This is a genomic window from Rhodopila sp. (genome assembly GCF_965276935.1).
Taxonomy (GTDB): Bacteria; Pseudomonadota; Alphaproteobacteria; order Acetobacterales; family Acetobacteraceae; genus Rhodopila.
The window spans coordinates 404,834-417,252 of the sequence record NZ_CBDIBS010000003.1 but is presented as its reverse complement, the minus strand read 5'-3'; the positions used below and the strand labels follow the sequence as shown (position 1 = coordinate 417,252).

General features: G+C 62.8%; 10 protein-coding genes. 8 read left to right on the top strand and 2 right to left on the bottom strand.

Annotated elements, in window-relative coordinates; genetic code table 11:
- Positions 1-295 precede the first annotated feature (295 nt).
- Positions 296-1,681, top strand: coding sequence for an MFS transporter (locus tag ACQY4S_RS09765; RefSeq protein WP_428485009.1), 1,386 nt, complete (start codon positions 296-298; stop codon positions 1,679-1,681).
- Between the two features lie 286 nt (positions 1,682-1,967).
- On the opposite strand, the gene ACQY4S_RS09760 is transcribed toward ACQY4S_RS09765, so the two are convergent.
- Positions 1,968-2,576 (bottom strand): hypothetical protein, encoded by a 609-nt coding sequence (locus ACQY4S_RS09760; protein WP_428485008.1) that lies wholly within the window; start codon positions 2,574-2,576, stop codon positions 1,968-1,970.
- A 295-nt stretch (positions 2,577-2,871) separates the two neighbouring features.
- Between ACQY4S_RS09760 and ACQY4S_RS09755 the strand changes: the two genes are divergently transcribed.
- Both ACQY4S_RS09755 and ACQY4S_RS09750 read left to right on the top strand, forming a co-directional pair.
- Positions 2,872-4,998 (top strand): winged helix-turn-helix domain-containing protein, encoded by a 2,127-nt coding sequence (locus tag ACQY4S_RS09755; RefSeq protein WP_428485007.1) that lies wholly within the window; start codon positions 2,872-2,874, stop codon positions 4,996-4,998.
- A 62-nt stretch (positions 4,999-5,060) separates the two neighbouring features.
- The gene (locus tag ACQY4S_RS09750; protein WP_428485006.1) at positions 5,061-6,503 is read left to right on the top strand and encodes an MFS transporter; all 1,443 of its coding nucleotides are present in this window, start codon (positions 5,061-5,063) and stop codon (positions 6,501-6,503) included.
- A gap of 118 nt (positions 6,504-6,621) precedes the next feature.
- Here ACQY4S_RS09750 and ACQY4S_RS09745 read toward each other — a convergent pair whose 3' ends face one another.
- Positions 6,622-7,056: a hypothetical protein gene (locus ACQY4S_RS09745; RefSeq protein WP_428485005.1), complete on the bottom strand. Its 435-nt coding sequence runs from the start codon at positions 7,054-7,056 to the stop codon at positions 6,622-6,624.
- A gap of 70 nt (positions 7,057-7,126) precedes the next feature.
- Between ACQY4S_RS09745 and ACQY4S_RS09740 the strand changes: the two genes are divergently transcribed.
- Genes ACQY4S_RS09740 through dprA form a run of 5 tightly spaced genes read left to right on the top strand, consistent with a single transcriptional unit; the run spans position 7,127 to position 12,417 of the window.
- Positions 7,127-8,239: a 2-aminoethylphosphonate--pyruvate transaminase gene (locus ACQY4S_RS09740; protein WP_428485004.1), complete on the top strand. Its 1,113-nt coding sequence runs from the start codon at positions 7,127-7,129 to the stop codon at positions 8,237-8,239.
- A gap of 1 nt (position 8,240) precedes the next feature.
- Entirely contained in the window at positions 8,241-9,911 is a 1,671-nt protein-coding gene (locus ACQY4S_RS09735; RefSeq protein WP_428485003.1) for a formate--tetrahydrofolate ligase, read from the top strand.
- A 51-nt stretch (positions 9,912-9,962) separates the two neighbouring features.
- On the top strand, positions 9,963-10,580 hold the full coding sequence (locus ACQY4S_RS09730; RefSeq protein WP_428485002.1) for a pyridoxamine 5'-phosphate oxidase family protein: 618 nt from the start codon (positions 9,963-9,965) through the stop codon (positions 10,578-10,580).
- 14 nt (positions 10,581-10,594) lie between these two features.
- On the top strand, positions 10,595-11,206 hold the full coding sequence (plsY, locus tag ACQY4S_RS09725; RefSeq protein ID WP_428485001.1) for a glycerol-3-phosphate 1-O-acyltransferase PlsY: 612 nt from the start codon (positions 10,595-10,597) through the stop codon (positions 11,204-11,206).
- A 47-nt stretch (positions 11,207-11,253) separates the two neighbouring features.
- Positions 11,254-12,417, top strand: a complete 1,164-nt coding sequence (dprA, locus tag ACQY4S_RS09720) for a DNA-processing protein DprA (protein ID WP_428485000.1) — start codon at positions 11,254-11,256, stop codon at positions 12,415-12,417.
- Positions 12,418-12,419 lie beyond the last annotated feature (2 nt).

Genomic DNA, 12,419 nt, shown 5'->3' with positions numbered 1-12,419 from the left:
GTCAGGCCGACGCACGTCGGCAGCCGCACCTTCGTTGTGCACATCGTAGAGCGTAGATAGCGTTCGCCGGCCATGATGGTTGAGGCAGTCGCGCCAACCGGCCACCATATAGGCCTGTTTGGTACTATATGTGATTAGGCACGGCTCGAGTGGGGATTTCAGCCTGCCTTGAAACCTGCCGCGGAGGGGTCGCATCCAGGCGCCGGCAGCGATGGCGTGGCATCTCGACGAAGTGTTGCCGGAGTCAGGGCATTCTCGTTGCATCCTTAATCAAAAGTGGTTTGGGGGGTTCGACATGCAAAGCGATCAATCAACGGGTTCAATCGTTGCGCGGCTCGATCGGCTGCCCCCGTCGCGGTACTTCGTGCAACTCGTCGCGCTGATCGCCATCGGCGGCTGGTTCGAGTTCTACGAGTTCGCCATGCCAGGCGGCATATCGCTCGGCTTGACGAAAAGCATCTTTACGACCAACGCCGCCGGCCTGCTGGCCTGGAACAGTTTTGCCAGTTTTCTTGGCTCATTTTTTCTGGGGATGTTCGTCGGCGCGTTCCTGTTCACCTGGGTCTCCGACCGCTTTGGCCGGCGCTCGACCTTCACCTGGTCGATGCTGGCGTATTCGATCGCCATTTTCCTGACCGCGTTGCAAGGCTCCGCCGTTGTCATCGACGTGCTGCGATTCATCGCCGGGTTTGGCATCAGCGTGCAGCTCATCAACAACGACTCGTTCATCGCCGAGATCACGCCGCGGCGTTGGCGTGGCCGCTACATGGCGTTCAGCATCCTGGTCGTGCTGACATCGGGACCGGTGGCGCTGTTGCTGTCATGGTTGCTGGTGCCTTACCGGATCCTGGGTCTTGATGGCTGGCGCTGGGTCGTCATCGTTGGTGCGCTGGGCGGCGTGGTCGTGCTGTTCATTCGCCGCAACCTGCCGGAATCGCCCCGCTGGCTGCAGAGCCATGGCCGCCACGCCGAGGCGGAAGCGGCGATGCAGCGCATGGAGGCACGTGTGCGAGACGAACTGGGGCACGATCTGCCGCCGCCTGATCCGCACCATGCCGAACCTGTCGTGGCGCGCGGCGCCTGGATCGAGATGTTTAGCCCGGTCTACCGGCGCCGCACGATCATGTTGTCATTGTTCCAGTTCTGCCAGACGATCGCGGCGTTCGGCTTCATCACCTGGGTGCCGATCATGCTGGTGCGGCAAGGGTTCGCCATTGCCCACTCATTGGCTTTCACCGCGACGATCACCCTTCTGGCGCCCGTGGGTGCGGCACTAGGCCTGTTCTTCGCCGAACGGTTCGAGCGCAAGTGGCAGTTGGTTGGAACGGCGATCGGCATCGGCGTGTTCGGCTTGCTGTTTTCGCAGGCCCGAACGAACGGGTCGATCCTGCTTTGCGGCGGACTGGTGTCACTGTGCACGAACTGGCTGGTCGCCATTTTTCACCCATATGCGGCTGAACTTTTTCCCACGCGCATGCGTGCCCAGGCGGTGGGTTTCACCTTCAGTTGGAGCCGGATCAGCTCGATCCTGGTGGGATATGCGGTCACCTTCCTGCTGGCGGCATACGGCACCGTCGGCGTGTTCACGATGATCGCCGTCGCCATGCTGGTGATCGTGCTGGCGGTCGGGATCATGGGGCCGACCAGCAATCGCCAAAGCCTGGAAGTCCTGTCACGATAATGGTTTCTGCTCGGGGTGTTTTGCAGCCTGATCGCGAGGCTCTCTAACCACACCACCCGCTTGACAAGCGCGCGGCGCTATCCATCCGCTTGCCGGCCAGATCGTTTGGCGGCCATTTTGCGTAATGGACATGACTCGGCTACGATGTCGGGATAGCGCAGGGCGCACGCAGATGCGCCTACGGAAGGAACACGATCGATGCAACCCTGATAGCGTGGACCGTCTTCACCTATTCCCTGGTAGGGTCGTCGTTATCTCCATTAAAACGTAACTCTGCACCGTGACATCAACGGCGGCGGGTAGAGTTGAATTGCGCCTCAAACGACAAATTCACCGCCACGTCACATCCTCCGGTGCAAGCGAGATCGCTAGTGTTATTTGCCGACGAAAACGCTGATGCATGCTCTGTCTTGATCACCCCGAACACGGCTTGTCCGTAATCAACGACCGAGACCGCCAAAACGATCTGCGTGCCGGTGGTGAGTAATCCGACGACAATCGTTCCAGTGCAATCCTGGCTGACCGAATAGGTTCCGGTCACGCCTGTACGGAAACCTTGATCGTTGACTGGGGATGGCGGGAAAGCTGGGGTGCCTAGACCAACGTTGTAGTCGGTTCGTGTAAAACTACCTTCCCCATCGAACATATATTGGCCGATACCCGCAAAAGGCTCAGGGCTTGTAAACGGATGAAACACGTTAGCCGAGTCGAGTAATCCAAGATTAGCGCCTTGGACTCTGAACGAATAGGACCCCTTAAGGGAATTATTGTCACAAGTCCCGGCAGCAAATGAATGACCCGCAGCGAATAACAAACTCAGTGCCGCAAAACCTGCTCGCGTTTTCATCTTTTTTATCTCCTTGGCATAGTCTCTTATTGTCAAAGCATTCACCATTAAGTTCTCCTGCTAGTAGCAGTAGCCAACGCAAACTTTCCGCAGTTCCGTTCCCTCGATGGTGATGTTAAACTCGAATCGTCGGCTGACCATGTCCATACCCCCTAATCGTGGTCTCGAAATCGCTTGATAGCGAGCGGTGAATTGGCTAAATATTGCTAAGACTTGCTAATCGGCCCACTGTATAGTATGTTGGCCATTATCTCGGCTGGCGCCAATCAACCGGGGTTGGCTAAGCCGCTTTTACTGGCGAGAATGTTCCAGCTCTAGCACGGCAATGCTACGAGGTGCGACGATGGACCTGGCTGCCACGAACGATGTTCTGGTATTTAACGGCTGGCGCTTCGACCGCAGGGTTAGGCAGCTATTCCACCATGACGACGGCGGGGCCTGGTTGCCAGTCTCAGTCGGGTCGCGGGCGTTAGCGGTCCTCAACGTTCTCGTCGATCGGCCCGGCGCCTTGGTGTCCAAAGATGCGATCATGGGCGCAGTTTGGCCGCGCTACGTGGAACCGAACAATCTGACCGTACAGATCACCATATTACGCCGTGTTCTCGATCAAGGTTGCACAAAAAGCAGCTGCATTCAAACGGTGCCCAGACAGGGCTATCGTTTCGTCGTCATGACCACAAAGGGCGAACAAGACGAAGATGTCAATATTTCCTTCATCCGTTCAACCGATGAAGATCAGGCATCCGGCGGGGTGATTTCAGGTCTTCCGATCGGCACCAAGGCGCCGCGACTTTCTTTGGTCGTGTTGCCATTCCAGAATCTTAGTGGGGATTCCGACGATGACCGCTTGGCGGCAGTCGTCACCGAGGATTTAAAAACAGACCTTTGTTACCTGGATGGTGCGTTAGTCATCGCCTATAACGCCGCGGCGTTTCGCGCCAAACCAGTTGACATCAGGCTAATCGGCAAGCAATTGGGCGTGCGCTACATCATTGAAGCCAGCATATGCAGATCAGGCGAGATGTGGCGGGTCAATGTCCGACTGATTGCCACCGAGACAAACACCTACGTTTGGGCAAGCCGTTTCGATCAAGATCTAAGTGACTTTCGCCTTGGAGCGGAAGAGACCGTCAGCCGCGTGAGAGCCGAGCTGGTCGTAAAGATGCTTGCTGTCGAAAACACGCGCAGCCTACAGGAACGGCCAAACAACCCCGACGAGATTGATCTCGTGCTTCGCGCCCGGTCTATGTTGCGCAAGCACGATCAAACTGAGTCGCTGCGAAACGCGACTCTACTGCTTGAGGAAGCGTTGCGCCTAGACCCCGCTTCCGTCCCCATCATGTGCGATCTAGCTGGCCAATTGATCAACCGCTTCATGAATACAGGAGATGATCAAGACGACGAGAATATCCTTCAGCAAGCGATAGATCTGGTTACCGCCGCCGCCGCAATTGAACTCAACTACCACGGTGTTATCTACCGCCGGGGATACCTGTTGCGGGCGCTCGGACGTTGGTCCGAGGCGATCGCATTTCTGCAGCGCGTCGTCGAGCTTTTGCCACGCTTCAATCACGGGTTCCGGCAGCTCGGATTCTGCAAACTCGCGGTTTGTCAAACGGAGGAGGCGATCTCGTTGCTGCGACGGTCAATCTATCTTGACCCGCTTGCACCTGAGAACCGTTGGGCCTACTGGCGCATGGGCCAGGCGCATCTGTTTCTCGGGTGCGACGCTGCCGCGATCGATTGCGCGCAACGCGCACTGGCACAAGGGTCCATGGGTCGTTCGCGCGATAGCGCAGCATGTTACTTGCTCATGGCCAGTGCCCATGCGCTGGCCGGCCAGTTAGAAGATGCGCGCCATGCCCTGGCGGAGGCTAATCGCCTCAATCCATTCGAAACCGTGCACTCCTTTCTTTCGATTCTCAGTCACCGTGGGCTACCTGGTCCGGCCTACATGGCTCAAGTGTGCCGGATGAAACAAGGATTGCGTCTTGCCGGATTGCGCGAACATGCGGAGGAAGGCGCCGATTTCGGCGCGATGTCAGATGGTATGTTGCGTCGCGAACAGATCGGCTTAACGCCGTCTAGCGCTTGTGGCGCGACCACGATTTCCACAAGCGAACTGGTCGATTTTATATCCAAGCGAAATCCAATATTGCTCGATGTTGGCTTTTTAAGCCACGGCCAATCGCTGCCGAGGGCAATCGGGCTTCAAGGATTGGGGCATGGAGCGACCTTTTCCGACACGATCCAGACCCGCTTTCGTCGCAAGATCCACGATCTGACAGAAGGCGATCTGTTAGCGCCGATTGTTGCCTACTGTGCAAACGCGGAGCGCTTTACTGGCTACAATCTGGTGCTGCGACTGGTAGCACTCGGTTACAGGCAGGTTTATTGGTATCGCGGCGGGTGGGAAGCATGGCAGGTAGCCGGCCGCTTGATGACCACGCTTGACTTGCAGAATTGGTGAAAGGTATGGCGCGGACGTCCTAGCAACACGGCGTGCACAAATGCGCCTACGGGAGGAACATAATGGATGCGACACTGATCGCGACACCCGCGGCGGAAATCACGGCACGGCTCGATCGCTTGCCGATGACGCGACACATGTGGATGCTGGTACTGCTGATATCGCTGGGCGGCTGGTTCGACACCTATGCCATCTTCCTGACCGGCTCGATTGCCCCTGGCATGTTCGCCGACAAGATCTTCACGCCCACCACCGTCTCCTTGTTCGGCTTCACGGGTCTGGCGTCGTTCATCGCCGCGCTGTTCACCGGCTTGTTCATCGGCACGATGTTCTTCACTCAGGCGGCCGATCGCTTCGGGCGGCGGACCGTCTTCACCTATTCCCTGGTCTGGTACTGCGTCGCCACCTTGGTCATGGCATTCCAGTACACCCCAGGTGGCGTGAACCTGTGGCGCCTGATCGCCGGGATCGGCATCGGCGTGGAGCTTGTCACCGTCGACACCTTCCTTTCCGAACTGGTGCCGAAACGCGCCCGTGGCCGGGTCTTCGCAATCCAGCAGTCAATCGGGTTCATTCCGGTCCCGCTGGTCGCGCTGCTCGCCTGGCTGCTCAATCCCACTGCCCCGTTCGGCTTGTCCGGCTGGCGCTGGGTGGTGATCATCGGCTCGGTGGGCGCCATCATCGTCTGGCTGGCGCGGCTGAAGCTGCCGGAGTCGCCGCGCTGGCTGGCGCAGCAGGGCCGTGTCGAGGAAGCCGATCGCGTCATGAGCGCCATCGAGGCCAAGGTCGCCGCCGAGTCCGGCCGGCCGCTGCCGTCACCGGAACCGCCTGTCGCGGAAGATCCGCGCAAGGGGCGGCTGGCGGAGATCTTCAACCCGACCTACCGCAGCCGCACCATCATGCTGTCGGTCGCCAACTTCTTCCAGACGATCGGCTTTTACGGGTTCGCCAACTGGGTGCCGACCTTGCTGATCGCCAAAGGCATCCACGTCTCGCAGACGCTGGAGTACTCCTTCATCATCGCCTTCGCCTATCCGCTGTTCCCGCTGCTGAGCACGCTGTTCGCCGACCGCATCGAGCGCAAATGGCAGGTCTGCCTGTCGTGCATCGGCATCGCCATCTTCGGCATTGCGTTCTCGTTGCAGACGGCGGCCGGTCCGCTGATCATCATCGGCACATTGCAGACGATGATGAACGCGTGGCTGTCGTTCTCGGCGCACAATTACCAGGCGGAGCTGTTCCCCACCCGCGTGCGTGCCCGCGCCGTCGGGTTCGTTTATTCCTGGAGCCGCTTCAGCACCATCTTCACCGGCTTTTTTATTGCCGCGATCCTGCAGCGGTTCGGCGTCCCGGGCGTGTTCATGTTCGTTGCCAGCGCCATGGCCGTCGTCGTGATCTCGATCGCCCTGTTCGGCCCGCGCACCAACCACCGTTCGCTGGAGGAGATTTCGCGCCCTGTGACTCAAGCTGGGGCGCCTCAAGATCGGGCGCCTCAGGCTGGCTAGAGCGGTTCGACCAGGCATGGAACCGCTCTAGCTGTATTTCACGAGCAATTTCATCAGCCTGAGATCGCTTCGCTATTCCAGTCAGGCTGATATTGCTCTAGATCAGCGTGCGCGATCCTTATCGCGGCCAGTCGAGACGCGGCTCGGACCGCTGCGCCCGCTCCACCGCCGGATCGTGCCGCCGAACCGGGCGCATATGCGGCGAGGGTGGCGCCCGCTCGTCTTCTCCGTCATCCGCGTGCAGATCGTGTGCCGCGGGCGGGATCGGCGGGCGTTCCCTGATCGTGTCGACCCGGCGCTGCGACTGTGGCAGCGGCGCGTAGACCTCCTCGAAATCGACTTCCCGCGGGCCAGCAGGCAGGCGGAGTGCCAGATGCCGGATTTCGTTCTGGATCTCGTCGAGGCGCGCCTCCATCACCTCCAGCCGGGTCTTCACTCCCAGCACGCTGAACGGCATGAACAGGAAGGCCAGCGCATACAGCAGCGCCGGGACGAGCAGCGCCAGCGGCACCCACCAAGGCACCCAGTCCGGCAGGACAAACGGCATGTTCATGGGTGAATCCTAACACCGAACCAAGATGGCGTGGATGGATTTATCAGGCCCGTCATGCGAGTTTAAGATTATGTTGCTGCTCATCCCTGGTCCGGTGACCACCCGCCCCGACGTGCGCCAGGCGCTTTGTCGGGACTTTGCCCCGTGGGACAACGACTTCCGCCACTTCTTTGTTCGGCTGCGCAGCCGCATTCTGCGCCTCGCCGGCGGCGCCGAGGCCGATCATGCCTGCCTGCCGCTGCAAGGCTGCGGCCATTTCATTACCGAAGCGGCGATCCGCACCTTCCTGCCGTCCGGCGGCCGCATCCTGATCCCCGCCACCGGCTCCTACGCTGACCGGATGATCCGCCTGGCTGCCGAAGCTGGCCGCGTGCCGGTGCCGCTGGCGATGGGGCCGGCCGATCCGACGGACCCGCAGGCCGTCGCGCGGGCCTTGCAGGCCGATCCGTCAATCACCCATGTCGGCATGGTCCACTCGGAAACCGGCAGCGGCGTGATCCACGATGTTCAGGCCGTCGGCGCCGTTGTCCGCAACGCCGGCCGGCGCATGATCATTGATGCCGTCTCGGCGTTCGGCGCCCTGCCGCTCGATCTGTCCATCCAGCCGGAGGTCGATGCGGCGGTGTTCACGACGAACAAGTGCCTGGAGGCACTGCCCGGCGTCGCCTTCGCGGTGGCACGAGTTGACCGCCTGCTGGCCTGCGCCGGCAATGCCGGAAGCTGGTCGTTCGACCTGTCCAACGTCTACACCCACGCGCTGCGCGCCGGCTGGGGCAGCTTCCGCTTCACGCCGCCCGCGCAGCTTCTGGCGGCGCTGGATGTCGCGCTGGACCACCATGACAGAGAGGGACAACCAGCCAGGCTGGCGCGCTACACCGCCAACATGCACACCTTATATAAGGGCGTCAGCGATCTCGGCCTGTCGCCGTATCTGCCGCTGGCGCGACAGGGCCCCGTCATCGTCAATGTGCATGCCCCGGCCGATCCGGCCTGGGATCTGCAGGCCTTCGTGGACGCGCTGAAAGCACGAGACGTCTTAATCAGCAATTTCGACAGCACGCCGGTTCCCACCTTTCGCGTCGGCTGCATCGGTGCGATCACGCCGGACGACATGGCGGGCGCTGTCCGGGCGATGCACGCCGCGTTGCTGGACATCGGCGTCACCCGGCGAGAGGCCGCCTGAGATGAACCCCGATCTCGCCATTGCCCGTGCCGCCACGCTCCGTCCCATCCAGGACATCGCCGACAGGCTTGGCATTCCGGCCGATGCGGTGGAGCCGTATGGCCGCCACAAGGCGAAGATCGGGCTGAATTTCATCGACAGCCTGGAAGACCGTCCCGACGGTGCGCTGGTCCTGGTCACCGGCATCAATCCGACGCCGGCCGGCGAGGGCAAGACCACCACCACCGTCGGTCTGGGTGACGCGCTGAACCGCATCGGCCGTCGCGCGGCGATCTGTCTGCGCGAACCCAGCCTGGGGCCGAGCTTCGGGATGAAAGGTGGGGCGGCCGGCGGCGGGCAGGCGCAGGTCGTGCCGATGGAGCAGATCAACCTGCACTTCACCGGCGACTTCCACGCCATCACCTCGGCCAACAACCTGCTGGCCGCCATGATCGACAACTCCATCTACTGGGGCAACCCGCTTGGCATCGACGCCCGCCGAATTTCCTGGCGCCGCTGCCTGGACATGAACGACCGTGCCCTGCGCGGCATCGTCGGCAGCCTGGGCGGTGTCGCCAACGGCTTTCCGCGGGAGGACGGCTTCGACATCACCGTCGCGTCCGAGGTCATGGCGGTGTTCTGCCTGTCACGCGACCTGTCCGACCTGCAGGCCCGTCTCGGCCGGATGATCGTGGCGCAGTCCCGCGACGGCACCAACATCACCGCCGCCGACCTGAAGGCCGACGGCGCCATGGCGGTGCTGTTGAAGGATGCCATCGCGCCCAACCTGGTGCAGACGCTGGAAGGCTCCCCCGCCCTGGTGCATGGCGGACCCTTCGCCAACATCGCGCATGGCTGCAACTCGGTCATGGCCACCCGCCTCGGCTTGAAGCTGGCCGACGTTGTGGTGACCGAGGCCGGCTTCGGTGCCGATCTGGGCGGCGAGAAATTCCTCGACATCAAATGCCGCTCCGCCGGCCTGAGACCATCCTGCGCCGTGGTGGTGGCGACGGTGCGGGCGCTGAAGATGCACGGCGGCGTCGCCCGCAACGCGCTGGGGCCGGAGAATGTCGCGGCGGTGCGGCGCGGCGTCGCCAACCTGCAACGCCATGTCGAGAACATGCGCAAGTTCGGCCTGCCCGTGGTGGTCGCGGTCAACCACTTCACCGCCGACACCGAAGCCGAGTTCGCCGCGATCCGCGACGCCATGGCGGCGATCGCCACCGAGGCGATTTCCTGCACCCACTGGGCGGACGGCGGCGCCGGCGCCGAGACGCTGGCCCGCGCCGTGGTCAGCCGGATCGCGGCCGAGACGGCGGACTACCGGCCACTGTATCCGCTGGAGCTGAAACTGGCCGACAAGATCCGCACCATCGCGCGGAACATCTATCGTGCCGATGATATCGCGGTGCCGGATGCGGTGGCGCGCAAGCTGGCGGCGTTCGAGGCCGCCGGCTTTGGCGATGTGCCGGTCTGCATCGCCAAGACGCAGTACAGCTTCACCGCCGATCCCACCGTGATGGGCGCGCCGTCGGGTCACACCCTGCCGGTGCGCGAGGTGCGCCTGTCCGCCGGCGCCGGCTTCGTCGTGGCGATCTGCGGCGACATCATGACCATGCCCGGACTGCCGCGCGTCCCGGCCGCGGAGTTCATCCATCTGCGCGCGGATGGCCAGATCGAGGGCTTGTTCTGACCCGAGTGATCATCCTGGCCGATGCCGCCGCGAACGCGCTGAAAGGAACCAATGGCCAAGCAGTTTGAGCAGATCGAGCCGGCGCATGCCGCCTTTATCGAACGCCAGCACATCTTCTTCACCGCGTCCGCCGCCGCCACCGGCCGGGTGAACGTCTCGCCGCGCGGCGCCGACGCCTTCCGGGTGCTCGACCCAAACATGGTCGCCTATCTGGATCAGACCGGCAGCGGCAACGAGACCGCCGCGCATCTGCGCGCGACCGGCCGGTTGACGATCATGTTCTGCGCCGTTGAGGGGCCGCCCTTGATCCTGCGGCTGTATGGCCAGGGCACGATCCTGCCGGCCGGCAGCCCGGATTACCAAACCCTGCTGCGAACCAACTTCGACAACCAGGAGCCGCCCGGTGCTCGGCAGATCGTCCGGCTGGCGGTCGACCTGGTGCAGACAAGCTGCGGTTACGGCGTGCCGCTGTTCGACTATCGCGAGGAACGGCCCACCCTGCGCCGCTGGGCCGAGGCGAAGGGAGCGGATGGCATTGCCGCCTACCGCCAGGAGAAGAACGTGCGCAGCATCGACGGCTTCCCGACTGGCTTCGCCCGCATTGACGCACCCTGCGCGGACCCGCTGCCGGAAGGCGTGCCGGTGGCCGAGGATACGCTGGCCGACTGACAGCGAAGGCATCCATGAGTATCGACGACCTGCTGCCGTTTGGCCTTTGCCTGCTTGGCTACCTGCTGGGATCCATCCCGTTCGGCCTGATGCTGACGCGGGCGGCCGGGCTTGGGGACATCCGTGGCATTGGATCAGGCAGTATCGGCGCGACCAACGTCTTGCGCACCGGCCGCAGGGGCCTGGCCGCCGCCACCCTGCTGCTTGACGGACTGAAAGGCGCGGCCGCAGTGCTGATCGCGCGCTTCTATGGTCATTTGGATATTGCTCTGCTGGCTGGCCTCGCGGCGGTCCTGGGGCACCTGTTCCCGATCTGGCTGCGGTTCAACGGCGGCAAGGGCGTCGCCACCGGCCTCGGCGTGCTGATCGCGGGGTCCTGGCCGATCGGGCTGGCGGCCTGCGCGGTGTGGCTGGTTGTTGCTGGCGTCTCCCGAATTTCATCGCTGGCGTCGCTCGCGGCCTTTGCCGCCGCGCCTGTCGTGGCATTGATCCTGGAAAACTTCAGCTTCGTTAAACTTGCCTTTACCATTGCCGTGCTGGTCTTCGTCCGCCACCAGGCCAATATCCGTCGCCTGTTCGCCGGGACCGAGCCGCGGATCGGACAGGTGAAGACCGGAACCGCCTGATCTGGCCCGCCGGCATCCCGCCCGCGGCACGGAAAGACGGTGCCGGCATGGCTGCCAAACGCGATCACGGCCAACAGGACCAAGGCCTTGCGGATCAGATCAATCATTTGCGCCTGGTCCGCACCGAGGGCGTAGGTCCGATCACGTATAGGCGATTGATCGAACGCTATCGCACCCCGGCGGCCGCGCTGGCCGCTTTGCCTAGGCTCGCCCGCGCCGGCGGCCGGACCAGCGCGCTGAGCAGTCCCCCTGCCACGGACGTGGCGCGCGAGATCGAGCAAACCATGGCGCTGGGTGGCCGCCTGGTGTTCCTGGGAGATGACGACTATCCGCCCTTGCTCGCGCTGATGGATGATGCGCCGCCTTGTCTGATCATGCTGGGCGATGCCGCGTTGGCGCGATCCCCCTGTGTCGCGGCAGTGGGCGGGCGTAACGCGTCGGCCAATGGCCAGCGGATCGCGGAAACGCTGGCGGCGGAACTGGCGCAGAGCGTGGTGGTGGTTTCCGGTCTGGCCAGGGGCATTGATACCGCCGCGCATCGGGGCGCGATGCAGACCGGCCGCACCATCGCAGTGGTCGCCGGCGGGATTGATCAACCCTATCCGCCGGAAAATGCCGCCTTGCATCGGCGGATCGCCGACACCAATCTGATCGTCACCGAGACCCCGATCGGCACTGTTCCACAGGCCAGGCACTTTCCGCGCCGCAATCGGATCATCGCGGGGTTGTCGCTGGGCGTCGTGGTCATCGAGGCGGCGCTTCGGTCCGGCAGCCTGATTACCGCGCGCCTGGCGCAAGAGGCCGGGCGGGAAGTCTTCGCGGTGCCGGGATCGCCGCTCGATCCGCGTGCCCGGGGTGGTAACGACCTGATCCGCCAGGGTGCGATGCTGGTGGAGACCGCGGCCGATGTGCTCACCAACCTGCCGCCGGCACCGTCGGCATCCGCTGCCAGTTCACCAAGGCGGTTCACGGGCCTGAACGAGCCTGTTCAGCCGTTGAATAATGCTTCTGTACCGGCGGAAGGTTCCGCCGATGCCCGGCTGGAGGTGCTGTCACGATTGTCGGCGGACAGCACGACCGTTGACGATTTGCTGCGGCGTTGCCAACTGGCGTCATCCGTGACCATGGCGGTTCTTCTGGAATTGGAACTCGCAGGGCGTGTAGAGACGTTGCCAGGCAACCGCGTCGCTCTCTTGCCCGACGCTGTTTAGTA